Below are 17,060 nucleotides of genomic sequence, written 5' to 3'. Positions count from 1 at the left end.
CCTCGTCGCTTTCCCGCACTGGGGCCCGGGAGGCTCCCTCCCGGGCGGATCCACCGCCCGTCCGCTGGCGTGAGGCGGCCGGCGACGTGGTCGGTCTCGTGTTGCAGGGCGCGTGCTCCCCGCCCTCATCGCTCGCCCACACCGACGCCCCCGGGAGGCTCCCCTCTCGGCCCCACCGCCCATCGTCCGCCCCGTCGGGCTTTCTCTCAGCCCCACCACCCATCGTCCGCCCCGTCGGGCTTCCTCTCAGCCCCACCACCCATCGTCCGCCCCGTCGGGCTCTCTCTCGGCCCCACCGCCCGCCGGTCGCCCGGGAGGCTCCCCTCTCGGCCCCACCGACGAGCAGCACCGGCACACCCCGGGCCCGCCACCCGCTCCTGGCCTCGGGGCCCCTCCCAAGATCTTGCTCGATCCAGGATCGAGTGGTCTCGTCGTGCCTGTGAAGCCACTCGATCCAGGATCGAGCGCGACCTTGGGTGGCATCACGGCATGGCGACGCGGCATGGCGACGCGGCATGGCGACGCGGCATGGCGACGCGGCATGGCGACGCGGCATGGCGACGCGGCGACACGTGCCGCGTCGCGACGTGCGGCAACGTGTCGGGCGATTCGGCGCACAGTTCGCCGGACGCGCCGAGGGCGGCCACCCTGGTTGTGGGTGACCGCCCTCGTGCCAGCGTTCTCGGATGCCTGTGCGAATGCGCCGGGCAGCCCGACGGCGCCGCGAGTCAGCGCCCTGCTCGCCGAACGCAGCCCCGAGATGGTCGGGGTTTCCACCGTCGCGCACGCCCGAAGGTGCCGCAGGTCAGCGGACGCCCGCCGCTGCCGCGAGTCAGCACACGCCGACGCTGCCGAGAGTCGGTGCCCGCTGACGGTGCCGTGGGTCGGCGCACCAAGCCAAGATCGCGCTCGATCCCGGATCGAGTGGCTTCAGCGGCGCGACGAGACCACTCGATCCCGGACCGAGCGTGATCTTGGCCTGGGGCACGGGGGCGGGTGGCGCGACATGCGGCAATGCAGCCCCTGGGCGGTGGTGGGGCACGTGCCGGACGCACCGAGGGGCGGCCACCCGAAGGTGGCCGCCCCTCGGTGTCGCTATGGGTCAGTGCACGCTGACGGTGGCGCCGGGCAACAGGCCGCGCAGTTCCTCGGGCAGCTCGGCACCCATCTCGTCGGCCAGCCGTAGGGCCTCCTCGATCAGGGTCTCCACGATCTGCCCCTCGGGCACGGTCTTGATGACCTGGCCCTTGACGAAGATCTGCCCCTTGCCGTTGCCGGAGGCGACACCCAGGTCGGCCTCGCGGGCCTCACCGGGGCCGTTCACCACGCACCCCATCACGGCGACCCGCAGCGGCACCGGCAGGCCCTCCAGCCCGGCGGTGACCTCCTCGGCCAGCTTGTAGACGTCCACCTGGGCCCGGCCGCAGGACGGGCAGGAGACGATCTCCAGGCCGCGCTCACGCAACCCCAGCGACTCCAGGATCTGCGCGCCGACCTTGATCTCCTCGACCGGCGGCGCGGAGAGCGACACCCGGATGGTGTCGCCGATCCCCTCGGCCAGCAGCGCCCCGAAGGCGACCGCCGACTTGATGGTGCCCTGGAACGCCGGACCGGCCTCGGTCACGCCCAGGTGCAGCGGGTAGTCGCACTGCTCGGCGAGCTGCCGGTAGGCCCGGATCATCACCACCGGGTCGTTGTGCTTGACCGAGATCTTGATGTCCCGGAAGCCGTGCTCCTCGAACAGCGAGCACTCCCAGAGCGCCGACTCGACGAGCGCCTCCGCGGTGGCCTTGCCGTACTTGGTCAGCAGACGCTTGTCCAACGAGCCGGCGTTGACGCCGATCCGGATGGGCGTACCGGCAGCGGAGGCCGCTGCGGCGATCTCGGCGACCTTGTCGTCGAACTGCCGGATGTTGCCCGGGTTCACCCGCACCGCCGCGCACCCGGCGTCGATCGCGGCGAAGACGTACTTCGGCTGGAAGTGGATGTCGGCGATCACCGGGATCTGCGACTTGCGCGCGATCGCCGGCAACGCCTCCACGTCGTCCTGGCTGGGCACCGCCACCCGGACGATCTGGCAGCCGGAGGCGGTCAGCTCGGCGATCTGCTGGAGGGTCGCGTTGACGTCGGAGGTGAGCGTGGTGGTCATCGACTGCACGGAGACCGGTGCCCCACCACCGACCGGCACCGAGCCGACCATGATCTGACGGCTCGCCCGTCGGGGCGCGAGCGGTGGCGGCGGCACGGCGGGCATACCGAGACTGACAGCGGTCACTTCAAGCACTCACCTTGAGAAGATCGAGATCGGGTTGACGACGTCCGCAGTGATCGTGAGCAGCGTGAACGCGCCACCGATCAGGATCACCGCGTACGTGACGGGCATCAGTTTGAAGTAGTCGACGCGGCCCGGGTCGGGCTTGCGCAGCAGCGCGTACACCCAGGAACGGACGCGTTCGAACCAGGCGATGGCGATGTGCCCACCGTCCAGCGGCAGCAGCGGCAACAGGTTGAACACCCCGATGAAGAAGTTCAACGAGATGAACAGCATGATGAACAGTTCCCAGGCGTCGTTGGCCACCGCCTCGCCACCGAGGATGCTGGCGCCGACCACGCTGATCGGGGTGTCCATGTCCCGCTCGCCGCCGGTGATGGCGGTCCACAGGGCGGGGATCTTCTCTGGGAGCCGCTGCAACGCCTGCGCGGTGGCGACCGCCATGTCACCGATGAAGGTGCTGGTCGCACCGATCGCGTCGATCGGGCCGTGGGAGACCAGGCCGGGAGTCGAGACGACCAGGCCCACACCGAGCGCGGAGACCTCGGTGACCGGCCCGTTCGGGTCGTCGATCGGCGGGCGCTTGGTGGTGGCCAGGGTGGTCTCGGCGGTGCCGGGCTGACCGTCGCGGACGTACCCGAGGGTGGCGGTGCTCCCCGGAGTGGTGGTGCGCAGGGTGGTCAGCAGGTCGCCGTAGCTGTTGATCGGGGTGCCGTTGATCGAGGTGATCCGGTCGCCGTTCTGCAATCCACCCGCACCGGCCGGGCTCGGCGCGTCACCGGGTTCGCAGACCCGGTAGGTGGTGTCCGGCAGGACGCACTCCTGGATCGCGATCACCGCCGGCTCGGCGCGGATCTGCTCCTCGGTGCTCGGGAAGTTGGGGTTGGGCAGGCCGAACGTCATCGCCGCCAGCCAGGCCGCGAAGATCGCCAACCCGAAGTGGGTGATCGAGCCGGCGGACATCACGATCGTGCGCTTCCACACCGGGTAGCGCCACATCACGCGCTTCTCGTCACCGGGCTCGACGTCGTCGTCCTGCGGCGTCATGCCGACGATCTTGCAGAAGCCGCCGAGCGGAATGCCCTTGAGGCCGTACTCGGTCTCGCCCCTCTTGAAGGAGAAGATGGTGGGGCCGAAACCGACGAAGTAGCGGGTGACCTTCATCCCGAAGGCCTTGGCGGTGATCATGTGGCCCGCCTCGTGCAGGCTCACCGAGATGAGGATGCCGAGGGCGAACAGCACCACCCCGAACGCGAACGACATCAAGCTCCTTCCACCGCAGCAGCGATGATCTCCTGCGCGTGCCCGCGCGCCCACGACTCGGCTTCGAGTACGTCCTCGACGGTACCCGGTTCGTCGAAATCGGGAGCGTCCTCCAACACCCGCTGTAGCGTGTCCACGATGCCGAGGAACGGCAGTCGCCCGGCGACGAACGCCGCGACGCACTCCTCGTTGGCCGCGTTGTAGATCGCCGGCCGGCAGCGCCCCGTCTCGCCGGCCGCCTTGGCCAGCGCCACCGCCGGGAACGCCTCGTCGTCCAGCGGCGTGAACTCCCAGGTGTGCGCCGTGGTCCAGTCGACGGCTGCGGCGGCGTCGGCCACCCGATCCGGCCAGCCCAGACCCAGCGCGATCGGCAGCCGCATGTCCGGCGGACTGGCCTGGGCCAACGTCGAGCCGTCCACGAACTCGACCATCGAGTGGATCACCGACTGCGGGTGCACCATCACGGTGATGTCGGCATACGGCACGTCGAACAGCTCGTGCGCCTCGATCACCTCCAGCGCCTTGTTGACCATGGTCGCCGAGTTGATCGTGACCACCGGCCCCATGTTCCAGGTCGGGTGCGCGAGCGCCTGCTCCGGCGTCACCGCCGTCAACTCGTCGCGCCGCTTCCCCCGGAACGGCCCGCCACTGGCCGTGACCACCAGCCGCCGCACCTCACCCCGACTGCCACCGCGCAGACACTGCGCCAGCGCCGAGTGCTCCGAGTCCACCGGCACGATCTGCTCCGGCCGCGTCACCGCCGCCTTGACCAACGAGCCGCCGGCGACCAGGGACTCCTTGTTCGCCAGCGCGAGCGTACGCCCGGCGCGCAGCGCGGCCAGCGTCGGCGCGAGCCCCAGCGACCCCACCACCCCGTTGAGCACGACGTCGCACGGCCACTGCGCCAACTCACTCATCGCGTCCGGCCCGGCCACGATCTTGGGAAGCTTGAAGTCGCCGCTGGCCCAGCCCCGTCGACTCGCCTCGGCATAGAACGCGAGCTGAAGATCCTGCGCGGCGGACGCCTTCGCCACCCCGACCGCCTCGACACCGAGTTCGAGAGCCTGCGCGGCGAGCAGCGCGACGTTGCCGCCACCGGCACCGAGCGCCACCACCCGGAACCGGTCAGGATTTCGCCGCACGATGTCGATGGCCTGGGTACCGATCGACCCGGTACAACCCAACAGCACAAGATCGCGGGGGGAGGTCACGTCGCCATTGTTCACCACGCCGCCTTGGTGCAAGGAAGGGCACCTTATTAACGCCTCCGGTAGAGCAGGGGTCCCTTGTTAACACGTGCGCCGGAGGAACACCTCCCGCCGCTCGACCCGGCCGGACCACCGCAGCCCGCACCGCACGCCAACACACAGGCCCGCCATCGCAGCCCGCACCGCACGCCATCGCACAGGCCCGCCATCGCAGCCCGCACCGCACGCCATCGCACAGGCCCGCCATCGCAGCCCGCACCGCACGCGATCGCACGATCTGTCCGACCGCCGACGATCCGCCGGCGCTCGACCGTCCGACGCCCGAACCGCCCGCCGGGCGTGTTGTGGGCGCGCTGCCTGCCGGCGTGCCGACGACGAGGAAACTCGTCCGCGAAGGGGCGGTGGGTAGATCTGTTGTCGCTGGGACGACAACAGATCTACCCACCTCACCCCCGACCGCCTCGGGCGAGCCCGGCGATCAGAGGTCCAGCGCTCACGAAGCCGTGGTGGCACGCGATCATGGAGTTGTCGGCGACGCTTCGCGCCGAATTACAGCTTCTATGGCGTGCTCAACTCCATGATCGACCCAGGTGGTGGCGGGGTGCCGCAACCGGCGGCACGATCGCGCTCGATGCAGGATCGAGGGCTTCCCGTGCACCCAGATACCACGCGATCCGGGATCGAGCGTGATCATGGGCGGGTCCGTGGCGGGTGCGGTGCGTGGAGCGGGTTCGCGCCGGGACCGGAGCTGGCCGCTTTGGGGGGCTCCGCGGGTGTTCGGCGAAGTGTGGTCGGCGGTCGGCTCAGCGGCCGAGTTCGGTCCGGGGCCGGCTAGGAGCCGGGTGCGGTCGACGACTCGGATCGGGAAGATCAAGGAGCCGTGCGGTTCCGGTGCGGACCCGTCGAGGACGGCACCGGAACCGTTCATGTCGGGCGCGTCCGGGGCGGCACCGGAACCGGCGCACGTCGAGCGCGTCCGGGGCGGCACCGGAACCGGTGCACGTCGAGGTCGGCAACGGAACCGTTCACGTCGACCAGGCAGTAGTCGCGCCGTCCAGGCCCTCGGCGATGGCGCTCAGGCGTGGGTGTCGAAGCGGCCCGCGCGGGTGGCGGCGACGAACCGGGTCCAGCTCGTCGCGTCGAAGGCCAGCTCCGCGCCCTGCCGGTCCTTGCTGTCGCGTACGCAGACGCTGTCGCGTACGCCGACCGCGTCAGCGAACCCCGCCACCTCGACGCATTCGCCGCTGCCACCGGACCGGGACGACGTGCGCCACACTCCGTCACGTTTCATGGTTCATCTCCTTCGCAATCGCCGTGATCAGCTCACGGGAGTCATCGACGCCGAGTGTCCGCTCGCCGAGCGAACGCCAGGCGTCCTCGTAGGTCTGAATCTCGTGCGGCTTGTCGAGGTAGACCGCCCCGCACGGACCGTCCATGTAGACGGTGGTCGGCTCCGGCTCCCGCACGTCGGTCGGAAAGTCGAGCACCGTGAAGGTGCCCGCAAATGCCAAGCGGAAAAGCCCGGCCCGCAGCGGCAACACCCGAATGGTGATGTTGTGCTGCCCACCGGCCACCACCAGAGCGTCAAGCTGCCGGGCCATCGCGGCCGGGTCACGCAGCGGCCGACGGAGCACCGCCTCGTTGAGAATCACGTCGTAGTACGGCGCCCGAGGCACCGCCCGCGCCAGCAGCCGCTGCCGACGCAGCCGGACGTCTACCCTGGCCTGCCGTTCCGCCTCGCTCAGATCAGGGTGGTCGAAGGTGATCAGCTCGCGCGTGTACTCGACGGTCTGCAACAGGCCAGGCACCAGGTTCGCCTCGTACTTCCGGATCCTGGTCGCGGCGGCTTCCAGGCCGACGTACACCTTGAACCAGTCTTCGATCGCCTTGCCGTAGCTGTGCCACCAACCGTGCGCCTTGGTCTCCCTGGCCAGGGCCCGCATGGTCTGGATGGTCTCCGGCGTCGCGCCGTACAACCGGCACATGGCCTCCACGTCGTTCGGGTGCATCGGGACCTGACCGGTCTCGTACCGCCAGACGCGCGGCGCCGACCACTCCAGTTCCTTGGCCGCCGCGACCGCCGTCACGTGCGCGCTTTCCCGAAGCTCTCTCAAATACCTACCGAGTTGCCTACGCGGGACGGTGCTTCCCGGGTCGTCCACGTCATCTCCCTCGCTGTTGTCGCGTAAGGCACCTCATCCCTTGGGCCGCATTCTCCCGCAGATGATTGCGCGTAGCCAATAGCGAAATGACGATCGTAGATAACCGGTCGAACCCCCTTTCGCCGGTCACGACCGGGGCGGACGCCTTCCCCAAAACCTCATCCCGGCGTCCGCCCCGGCACGTCACCAATCAGCAGAGGGAGGACCGGCCCGTGGATTCGATCGACGAAAGCCTCGGCGAGATCCCGCTCCCGCCGTACGTCACCGCCGAGGACGTCACCTTCGCGCTCCGAGCCGTCCGGGTGCACGCCGCCGAGCAACAACCCGACGGACCGCGCTGCCGCAACGACCGGGCACCACATCCGTGCCGGCTACACCGCTGGGGCCGCCGGGTGCTCGCCGAGCGCGGCCTCACCGACCACGACATCCAGACGATGCTCGCCGAGCAGGAGACGTCACGCCCATGATCTACAAAACCGGAGAGCGACCGCTCCCCCAACAGGTCCGCGCGGCCACCTTCGACACCCGTCGACGCGGCCTCGACCCCGCCCAGGTGTACGCCTACCTCGACCGACTCGCCGACGAGATGGAGCGCCTACGCCGCGAACTCACCACCGCCACCACCGAAGCCGAACGCATCCGCCAGGCACTACGCCAATGGCAGTCCCGACAGAGCATCGGCCACCACACGGACACCACTCACCACCGGAAGACACGATGAGCGCACCATTCTGGATCATCCACCTGCCCACCAGGCTGACCACCCTGGACGATGCCACCGCCCTCGCGGTCGCCCTCCGCGACTCCCTCGGTCACCTCACCACCATCGACTTCGGCGAGACGACGCTGAGCGAAGAGGACGTCCAGTTCCTCCGCCACCGAGTCTGGTGCGACACCCCACTCGACAACGGCGTCCGCTGCCACCGCCCTACCGAACACCGGGGTCAGTGTGGAGGCTTCCACGACGCCGCTTAGCCGTAGCGGCCATTGCGGCAAGCAGCGCGCTGAACACGGTCGGGACGCTCAGCGCGCGCCGCTTGCACACGGACTAGCTGCTTTCACCGACGAGGCTGCAACAGCGCTTTCATGGCACTGCGGTACACCAACGACTGCGCCCCGGACTCGTTCCGCAGATCGTGCAGACCACTCTGGGTGAATCCTTCATCGTAAGAAGCCACCATGTCGAAGAGAGAAGCCTGTCCCTTCAACTCATACGCAGCCCAGCTAGAGCTACCTTCGGGTGCCGCCACGGTCGTCCTGTCGAAGTGAAGCGCAACCTGCAGAGCTGCGGCTGACGCGGGAGCTACCCCGCCATCCTGACCTGCCGGTGTATCAATCACCGCACGAACCGCATCGATTGTGGAAACCACCATGGGCGCCCCCACCGAATCGGCATCGACCAACCGCTCCCGCCACTTCAGGGCATGCGACCTTACCTGCCGGATCAGTTTCTCGGATTGTGGAAATCCCGCCAACTCACGCCACCTCGACTCGACACCCTGAGTGATATCGAACTTATCGGTGTTCCCGAGACCATACATGCGTCCAAAGAAGATCGTGATGACCGAAGCCACCCTATTGGCAATCGCTGCCGAAAGAGCACTGCCCGGATGCGCAGATGACCCACCATCCACCAATTCCATCCCCCCGATCAGTGCGCCCCGGCGATCGACGCGACGCCGCGCAAGCGCGACCTGGTACCGAACAACCAACTCACCCAGCTGCCAAGACGACCATTCACCACACTGGGCGCATCCATGCATTCCAATTCGCGTCAGGTCCCTGGCGGCAACGCTGACGGCAACCGGGGCGCACCGCCACGCACGTTCTAAACACGAAGTAGCGAATCCAGTACAGTTGCGAACCTTCAGGCTTTACAACGATTCAGCAGGCGACCAACAGCCAGTGCAATCCTGCGTGAGTCGAGTAAAGGGCGTCGAGAGTTGACCCAGGAGGCCAGATCAAGCGTTCACCATTTGGTCTGGATTCAGTCGGCCGAATTGCCCAATACTTGAAGTGCCCCAAAGATCGCCCACCCCACAGCCTGCACGTTCTCACTGTAGAAGCCATATCTATTATGAAACGCCTCCTCTGATGAGCGATTCAGAAAGGCAAACGCCAAAGCGCCACACAATGCTCGAAGGTCGGGGTAGCTTAGCGTTACATCAATGCTATCTCGCGACCGAAAGTCCACTTCCCGACCCCTCAGCTCGAGGAGCCCCGCCGAGGCATCTCCGGCCACGACGGCAACCACCTTCGAGGAGTGACTGCCGCCATAGAGATCGACAAGAACCCTTCTAACCAGCTCGAATTGAGTAGAGGTGAGCGTGAGAATATAGCCGCCGCCCGAACTCCTGAAGCCAACTCTTCGATACATGCAACCTCAGCCCAATCGATTGAAGATACTGTTGAAATCGTCTAGCGATTGGTGATAGGCGTGGACCATGTAAGAGTTTTGGACAATGGTCACACCTCTGCCATTGGAGTCCAATCTAGTTTCATCGCGCCTGGCTGTTGTTCCTGGCTTTCTCCGGTCGACATGCGTCATACCTAGACCGCGCTGACCGGTAAGGTAATTGGCCAAGCCGTCTACATTATCACCGATTCCATTGATGGTGTGATCCGCCGCATCGCTGGCCGAGTTGCAGCTCGGACACATGCGCTGGAGATTGTAGTCAACGCCATCGGCAATGTCGTTCCCGTAAGTATCCTGAATTCTTGCATGCGCCGCGTCGTCAAGGCCCCCGCAGTTGTGGACGAGGACCGGGGTGTCACCGGCCACCACATAGTACGTGTGGGTGTTGGCGACGGTGAGGTTGTGGACGGCGGCGCGGGCGACGGTCCAGCGGTCGACGGCGGTGATCTGGACGTGGGTGCCTGCGCTGGTCTGCAGCCACTGGCCCGGTTGGAGGCCGGTGGCGTCGATCCACTCGTTCAACTCTGGCACCCAGAACGGGTGCCCGTCGGTGGCGGTTACGTCGGCGCTTTCCGAGCCCTGATCACCGTCGGTGTCGATGGTGACCTTCACCAGTCGCTTGACGCCGTCGCCAGTGATACTGGCGGTAACTGTGTCCACTTCGGTACGACCGGTCTCCGGGTCGGTCACGACAACCTCGTCGCCCGGCTTCACGTCTTCGATCGGCTTGTTCGACCCATCGGCCATGAGGATCTTGGTACCCGGGACAAAGCTGTTGTCCAGGCACGATTCCTTCGCGGCTCCGCCGCCACCGCTGCTGCCGCTGGTGCCGCCGTTGCTGCGGTTCGATCCGCCCGACGAGCCGCCCGGCTTCGAGTCACCCTTGCCGCCGCCGCTGGCACCCTTGCCGCCGGCACCGCCGGAGGCTGCGGACGAGCCCTTCGGGTTCGACTTGGCCTGGGCTTGCTTCTGTGCCGGGTTACCCGTCTTCTTCGCCGACTGGGTTGCCTTGTTGCTTGTCGAGTTGACCTTGTCAGCGGCCTTCTTCTTGGCTGCCTGGGCGGCCTTCTTCGCCCGTTCGATGGCCAGCTTCTTCGCCTGCAACGCGGCGGCTTCCGCCGCCCGCGCCGCGGCCAGCACGATCTCCGCGGCCCGCTTCGCGGCCTGCCATGCCTGGATCGCGGCGATCGTTCGGTCGATCGCCCGGATCACTGCCGGGATCTTGCCCAGTTTCGCCCATGGGATCGCCCCGATGATCAGGCTGCCGCACGCCCACATGTCACCGCCGAAGCAGTTCATGGCGTCGTTGATGCCGATGAACTCCTTGAGGATGTACCAGGCCGAGTCGAGGACCACCGACATCAGCGACCGGCCCATGTTGGCCTGCGCCTGGGAGATCATCGCCGCCGACAGTCCCGCACCGGCCAGGGCCGCCGCCGTCTCCGACGCGGTCAACGCCACCGACAGGCCGGACGGGTCCGAGTGGGTCACCGGGTTGTTGTGGGCGTACGTGTAGCCGTTGTTCTGGACCGGGTCGGTCAGGTCCAGGACCGGGTCGGCGGAGATGAACCGGCCCACCTCAGGGTCGTACAGACGCGCGCCCAGCGGCACGAAGCCGGACGAGTCGTCGCGTACCGCGCCGAGGAAGCCTCTGTTGGTGTGCATGTTCGCGCCCACGGACGCGGTACCCCGTTGGTTGCCGAACGGGTCCTGCTTCCGGATCCGGGTCGTCATGCCGTCGGCGAGCACCACCTCGGCCAACGGGCTGCCCTGGTGGTCACCGGCCAGGGCCGTCAGCACCTGGGTGACGGTGCCGTGCACCTGACGGGCCACCGCACCACCCGGGGTGGAGTAGGTGCGCTGGACGTCGATCGGCATGCCGCCCGGCTGCACGGTCAGCTGCGCCTCGCCCAGGTTGAGCGTGGCCTGCTGGCCCTGCACGGTCAGCAGGCGGGTACCGCCTGGGCCGTAGATGTGGCGGGTCTCGTCCTGCGCGTTCCACTGCTGGGCCGCCGACCCGCCGGCGCAGGTGGCCAGCACGATCGGCGTACCGTTCGCCGTGGCGCCTCCCTGCGCGGCGAGGCACAGGCCGGACGCGACGTGCTTCAGCTGCCCGGTTGACATCCGCTCCAGGCGCTGGTTGGTCGTGCCGTCGCACCGCTGCAACCGCAGGGCCGAGCCCGCGGTGTTGGCGGCCGGCTGGACGCACCAGTCGTCGTAGCCGGACAGGGTGCCCAGGTTGGCGTTGTTCTGACCCGGGGCCGGGAGGAAACTCCACCGCTGGGCCTGGGTGTTGTTGCAGGTGTAGAGCTGGATCGGCCGGTTCGGCTCCGAGGTGCCAGAACTCAGGTCGATGCACTTGGCGGCCAGGCCGACGTACGGGCTGCGGCCCTTGCTGCCCGAGCCGGTGATCCGCTCGATCTGGCCGTCGTAGGTCCAGGTCAGTTCCTGCTGGTCGCCGTTGCTGGTGGAGGTGACCGACTTGGTCTCGCCGGTCAGCTCGTACAGCCGGGCGGCCTCGGAAACGATCGCCGCGCCCTGCGGGGTGGTGTACGTCTTGGTGACGGCGGACAGGGTGCGCGGCTGGGCCCCGCCCTCCCGGCCGTAGCCGTAGGTGGTCTCCAGCGGGGCGGCGGAGGTGCGGCCGGTCAGGTCCCGCTCGACCAGCTCGGTGCGGTTGCCCAGCAGGTCGTATTCGTACTCCTGCCAGTAGCCGGTGCTGTCGACACCGACCGCCGCGTTGGGCGCGGTCGCGGTGCCGGGGCCGGCGGCGCAGGAGGTCTGACTGTTCGACGTCCAGGCGTTACGGAGTTGGCCGAGCGGGTCGTAGGTGAAGCACTGGCGCTCCGCGATCGGGGTCGCGTGCTCGCGGATCGAGGTGACGTTGCCGGCGTCGTCGTAACCGTAGGAGCGGTTGGAGACCAGGTGGTTGCCGGTGACCTCGCGGAAGACCTGCTGCCGGGTGAGGGCGCCGCTGGCGTCGTCGTAGTCGGCCATCGTCCACACCCGGTACGGCTGGGTGCCCAGCGTGGAGCGCAGCACCTGCCCGTACGGTGAGTAGATCGTCTCCGAGCCGTACCAGTCCTTGCCGGAGACGGACAGCGGCAGGCCGTCGGCGGTGTAGCGGACCAGCAGCTTCTCGCTGGGCAGCGGGCCGACCGCCGGCATGGTGCTCGACTCGGGCAGACCGGTGTCGGTGTACGTGTAGTCGTAGCGGTACTGCTGGTTCAGGCCCCAGGTGGTGGCGATGGACTGCGGCAGCGTCAGCGTGGTCGAGGTCGGCTGGTAGTCCTGGGTGTAGCCGCCGATCGACTGGGTGTACGGCAGGCCGTCGGTGTACCGGGTCGACGTCGCGGGCAGGCCCTTGCCGCCGGCCACCGTGTCGTAGGTGAACTGGGAGAGCAGCGTGCCGCCGCTGCCACCGAGGCGTTGCTGGGTGGGGCGGGACAGCTCGTCGTACCCGTTCCACACCGTCACGCCTCGGGCGTTGGTCGTGGTGAGCGGCCGGTCCCGGTGGTCGTAGGTCATGGTGGTGAGGCCGGTGTCCGGGTCGGTGGTCCGGGTGAGCCGGCCGCGCTGGTCGTACGTCCAGGTCCACGGCAGCGGGTTGGCGGAGTGGTTCGCCTTCACCAGTTGGCCGCGCGAGTCGTACTCGTAGCGCATCGAGGTGAAGTCGGTCCGGGCCGTGTCGCGGAAGGTGTCGACCCGGGTGGTACGGCCGAGCCCGTCGGTGAAGAGGCGGTACGACGCGGCCCCGGCGGGGTTGATCACGGTGGAGTGGTCGAGGCCGTAGCTGTACTTGGTGGCGCGGGTCTCGTCTTCGTTCCCGTTGAGCAGCGGGATTTCCTTGACCACCCGGCCGAGGCCGTCGTAGGTGTAGCGGGTGGCGTTGGGCATGACCGTGTCCGACAGCGGCGTGAAGAGCTGGCCGATCGGCGAGCCCTCGGCGAAGTAGGCGTTGTTGGTCTGCCAGACCTCGCCGGCCGAGTTGTAGAGCGTGTCCGTGACCAGCCGTCCGCCGTTGGTCGCCTGCACCTGGGACTGCCGTTCGCGGCCCAGTCCGTCGTAGATGGTGACCGAGGTCTGGATGCGGTCCTCGTGGCCACGGGCGAAGGTGGTGACGTACGGGGGCCGGCGGATGCTCTCGCCCGGGTTCTCCGGGTCGGGGACGATCTGCGGCAGGGCGTACTCGGCGCGGAAGTCCGGCACCGACGAGGTCGACGGGGTACGCCCGGCGCCCCACGCCTTGACCAGACGGCCCAGGCCGTCGTACTCGGCGTGGCTGACGCGGTCGTTCGGGTCGGTGGTCTTGAGCGTGACGCCCCGGCCCGGGTCCAGTTCACGGGTCTGCTTGTGCCCGAGGGAGTTCTCCTCGGTGACCGAGTACGCCTGCCCGCTGTCGGGGGTGTAGGTGATCTGGGAGACCTTGCCGTCCGGGTCGGTGCGGGTCCGCACCCGACCGACGGCGTCGAAGCTGGTGGTGCCGTCGTTCTGGAAACCGGAGCCGTCGGCCCTCAGCGACCAGGTCTGGGTGGCCAGACCGCGACTGCTCGCCGGGAGCGCCGCACCGTAGGCGGTGCCGTCGTAGGCGACCCGGCCGGCGGAGGCCAGCGAGGTCAGGTCGTCGAACGTGGCGGCGGCGCAGGTCGTGGCGCTGCTGCGGATCTGCCGGGTCAGGCCGATGACGTGCTTAGCGGTGTGGTGCGCGTACTCGACGAGGGTGCAGGACTCGTCGCCGGTGCGACCGGTGTCGCCGAGGGACTCGATCCGCTCCGGGAGGCCGTAGGTGCTCTCGTAGGTGGTCCTGGTCTCGACGGTCCGCAGGGTGCGGGTGTCGTCGCCGGTGCCGGACGACCGGGCCACCGCCTTCTGCCGGGTGTCGGTGACCCGCCACGCCTTGAGCGGGCTGAGGCCGTCGTCGCGGGGGCGGGAGGCGAGTTCGGTCGCCGTCGGGTAGGTGACGCTGCGGGTGAGCCAGTTGGCGTCGGCGTCACCGGCGCTGGCGTAGGTCAGCTCCTCGGCGACCCGGCCGGCGAAGGGCTCCCGGTCCTTGGCGATCTCCTCGCCGTTGCCCAGATTGTCCTTGACGGACACGGTGTCACCCATACCCCGGAAGTAGCGGGTGACGGACTTGGTCCGCTCGCTGCCCAGCTCCGCGACGGGCGGGCCGGTAAGCACGGTGACCTGCTCGAAGCCGGCGAACTGGGAGTAGGTGCGGCTGGACTTCTTGGTGAACTCCGCCTCGGCCAGCTTCCAGCCGGCGTTCGCGTACTGGTAGGTGGTGACGGTGGAACCGGCGGCGCCGTCGATGGCGGGCAGCTCCTCGACGGACTCCACCACGTACTTGTGGAACCAGTCGATCTCGTCGTCGTTGGCCGGGTCCGGGTGCCAGAAGTTGGGGTAGCAGAGCCGGGTGTTCGACCTCAGGCCCGCGGTGTCGGTCTTGCCGGGCAGGCCGGTGCCGTCCGCGCAGGCGCCCGTCGGCTTCTTGTACGTCACGACGGTCTCGCCGCCGTACTCGTTGACGACCCGGGCGATGCGCAGCCGGGAGAAGCCGGGCCGGTTGTCCTTGCGGACCCGGTTGGGCATGTCCTCGGAATTGTGCACGAACCGCACCGGGTTGAGCCGGACCGCGTCGCCGCCGACGCCGTACCCGGTGCGCTCGATCGACTCCAGCCACAGCGCGGTGTTCGTCCCGGTCCACTCCACCGGGAAGGACTGCGTGAGCTGGTACTCGTCCACCTTCTGCAGGGCGGTCGAGCCGCTGCGACGCTGCGCGAAAGTGGTGATCTTGTCGAGCCGCTTACGGGTGAAGAAGGAGGGAGAGGCGTTCCAGCACTTCTTGCCCGCGACGCAGTTCAGGTCGGCCGGGGTGTCGTACCAGATGCGGTAGTCGTGCGGGATCTGGCTGTTGAAGTTCGACTCGGAACAGGTCTGGGAACCCTGGTTGTAGCAGCGTTCCGCGACGTCGAACGTGACACGGGCCAACGGCGGGGTCGCGAAGACGTTGTTGTTGGTGTTGCGCTGGCCGTAGTCGATGTTCAGCAGGTAGCCACCGCGGTCGTACTCGACGGGCTTGGTGAAGTTGAAGTTCTGCGCGTAGCGGTTCCTCTCCTTCTTCCACCAGAGGGTCATCACGTTGCCGTGGATGTCCTCGACGTAGTCCAGCGACCACCGCCACCCCTGCTCACAGGCCGAGCCGGCCCAGTTCCCCGCCTTGTAGCAGTCCTCACCGGCGTGGTTGCCGTAGACCGGCACGGCGAGGACCGAGTTGGTGACCGGCGCTCCGGTGGTCCAGCCGGGCAGGCGGTGCAGACCGAAGTGGTACTTGGTGCCGTCCCTGGTGGTGACGACCCAGTACTCGCCGTCCTCGTCGCCGTTGTCGAGGTTCGCGTTCCTGCGCAACTCCACCTTGGAGCCGTCGCCGTTGGCGGTGGTCCACGTCTCGGCCGACTGGTTCCAGACCAGCTCGGTGGTCATGCCGCCGAGGGAGAGCGTCGCGTTCTTGGAGCCCCAGCAGAGGTCGGCGGTCCGGTGGGTGGCGTTGTTGGAGCCGGCCTTCTTGGAGTCCTGACGGCAGTTGACGTAGGTCCGGGTGATCGAGCCGGCGGCGTAGTCCCAGCCGTCGCCGATCCAGGACGCCTGGTTGTTGGTCGCCGAGGTACGCCCGTCCACCGACTGCGACGAGTACGACAAGGCGACCTTCGGCGTCGGACCACCGGCCGTCTCGGGCACCTGGACCTGGTACGAGTAGGTGAACGCGCCGGAGGACGAACCCGCCGCCCACGAGCCGGAGAAGAGCAGCGGGGTGGCGGTGAAGTCACCGGCCGCCGAGGCGCCGGTGTCGAGCACGCCGACGACGCTGCTGCCTGACGCGGCGGTCTGGGCGCCGATCGCCGATCGACCCGCCACCGGCGTGGCGTCACCGAGCAGCGCGCCGACCGGCAGGCTGCTGGTGACCATCCGGCGGGCGGGAGCGCCCTCCTCGACCCCGGCGACCCGTGCGCTGCGGGCGGAGGAGCCGGCAACCGGGACCAGCTCCACCTCGCTGGAGACGGTCTGACCTGCGGTGCTCGCGGGGTCCGCCGTTCCTCGGGCGGCGTCGTCGGGGGCGCAGTCGCCACCGTCGGGGTCGTCGAAGACGCAGTCGGGCAGCAGCATGACGCCGAACCGGTCGGCGGCCTGCGGGCCGTAGAAGTCGGCGAAGGGCGTGTAGTCGACGGTGAGGGCGACCTCGGCCTCCGGGTCGGCGGTGGCCGGCGGGGTGATCTTCATGATCAGGCCGGACACCCCGGCGTCGTGGGACGCCTCGGGTGCGGCCAGGTCGACGGCCCAGGTGCCGGCGAGGGCAGCGGGATCGCCGCCGTCCGGCACACCGAGCGCGACCGGCAGGTCGTCGACCGGCAGCGTCTCACCCGGCGTCACCCCGGTCAGGTCGACGGTGCCGCTGCCCTCTTCCCATGCCTCGACGGCCGTGGGCTCGTAGAGCTCCGACGGTTCCGGCTCGTCGGTGAGCAGGTTCGTCACCGCCTCCTCGTCGGGCGAGACCTGATCGACCTCCGGAATCTCCGGCAGCTCGATGGCGCCACGGCTCATACCCGGTCCGGGCTTCGCGAAGGCGGGCGCGGGCAGTGTCGTCACCGCCATGGTCATGGTGAGCGCCAGGACGAAGGTCGTACGGGCGGGACGACCCCACCGCCGAGCCAGCAAACCGGTACCACGCATGCGCGTCGACTCCC

Annotated in this window: 10 protein-coding genes; 3 read left to right on the top strand and 7 right to left on the bottom strand. The window is 68.5% G+C overall.

The window, feature by feature from the left end:
* Nucleotides 1-1,102 precede the first annotated feature (1,102 nt).
* From ispG to ABT008_RS05020, 5 genes are all read right to left on the bottom strand, one after another.
* Nucleotides 1,103-2,275 carry a flavodoxin-dependent (E)-4-hydroxy-3-methylbut-2-enyl-diphosphate synthase gene (gene ispG, locus ABT008_RS05040; protein WP_350693726.1) on the bottom strand — a complete coding sequence of 391 codons (1,173 nt, stop codon included), beginning with the start codon at nucleotides 2,273-2,275 and terminating at the stop codon, nucleotides 1,103-1,105.
* 9 nt (nucleotides 2,276-2,284) lie between these two features.
* Complete coding sequence (locus ABT008_RS05035; RefSeq protein WP_350693724.1) at nucleotides 2,285-3,535, bottom strand: M50 family metallopeptidase; 1,251 nt, start codon at nucleotides 3,533-3,535, stop codon at nucleotides 2,285-2,287.
* Nucleotides 3,535-4,746 (bottom strand): 1-deoxy-D-xylulose-5-phosphate reductoisomerase, encoded by a 1,212-nt coding sequence (dxr, locus tag ABT008_RS05030; protein ID WP_350693722.1) that lies wholly within the window; start codon nucleotides 4,744-4,746, stop codon nucleotides 3,535-3,537. The genes ABT008_RS05035 and dxr overlap by 1 nt, the downstream gene beginning before the upstream one ends.
* Nucleotides 4,747-5,818: 1,072 nt before the next feature.
* Nucleotides 5,819-6,034, bottom strand: a complete 216-nt coding sequence (locus ABT008_RS05025) for a DUF397 domain-containing protein (RefSeq protein ID WP_502890340.1) — start codon at nucleotides 6,032-6,034, stop codon at nucleotides 5,819-5,821.
* Nucleotides 6,024-6,905, bottom strand: coding sequence for a helix-turn-helix domain-containing protein (locus tag ABT008_RS05020; protein WP_350693720.1), 882 nt, complete (start codon nucleotides 6,903-6,905; stop codon nucleotides 6,024-6,026). The genes ABT008_RS05025 and ABT008_RS05020 overlap by 11 nt, the downstream gene beginning before the upstream one ends.
* Nucleotides 6,906-7,117: 212 nt before the next feature.
* Here ABT008_RS05020 and ABT008_RS05015 point away from each other — a divergent pair, with 212 nt between their 5' ends.
* The 3 genes from ABT008_RS05015 to ABT008_RS05005 are packed head-to-tail and all read left to right on the top strand — an operon-like array spanning nucleotide 7,118 to nucleotide 7,880.
* Nucleotides 7,118-7,372 (top strand): hypothetical protein, encoded by a 255-nt coding sequence (locus ABT008_RS05015; protein WP_350693718.1) that lies wholly within the window; start codon nucleotides 7,118-7,120, stop codon nucleotides 7,370-7,372.
* The gene (locus ABT008_RS05010; protein WP_350693717.1) at nucleotides 7,369-7,626 is read left to right on the top strand and encodes a DivIVA domain-containing protein; all 258 of its coding nucleotides are present in this window, start codon (nucleotides 7,369-7,371) and stop codon (nucleotides 7,624-7,626) included. The genes ABT008_RS05015 and ABT008_RS05010 overlap by 4 nt, the downstream gene beginning before the upstream one ends.
* On the top strand, nucleotides 7,623-7,880 hold the full coding sequence (locus ABT008_RS05005) for a hypothetical protein (RefSeq protein WP_350693715.1): 258 nt from the start codon (nucleotides 7,623-7,625) through the stop codon (nucleotides 7,878-7,880). Before ABT008_RS05010 ends, ABT008_RS05005 begins: the two co-directional genes overlap by 4 nt.
* 83 nt (nucleotides 7,881-7,963) lie before the next feature.
* Here the strand turns inward: ABT008_RS05005 and ABT008_RS05000 are convergent, their stop codons facing one another.
* Both ABT008_RS05000 and ABT008_RS04995 read right to left on the bottom strand, forming a co-directional pair.
* The gene (locus tag ABT008_RS05000) at nucleotides 7,964-8,548 is read right to left on the bottom strand and encodes a hypothetical protein (protein ID WP_350693714.1); all 585 of its coding nucleotides are present in this window, start codon (nucleotides 8,546-8,548) and stop codon (nucleotides 7,964-7,966) included.
* Nucleotides 8,549-9,288: 740 nt separating this feature from the next.
* Nucleotides 9,289-17,046 (bottom strand): ricin-type beta-trefoil lectin domain protein, encoded by a 7,758-nt coding sequence (locus ABT008_RS04995; RefSeq protein ID WP_350693712.1) that lies wholly within the window; start codon nucleotides 17,044-17,046, stop codon nucleotides 9,289-9,291.
* Between the last annotated feature and the right edge of the window lie 14 nt (nucleotides 17,047-17,060).

The sequence above is a fragment of the Micromonospora sp. NPDC002389 genome (assembly GCF_040296095.1).
Lineage (GTDB): Bacteria > Actinomycetota > Actinomycetes > Mycobacteriales > Micromonosporaceae > Micromonospora.
Note: the sequence above shows the minus strand (reverse complement) of the source record. Positions and strands in the feature narration are given on the sequence as shown.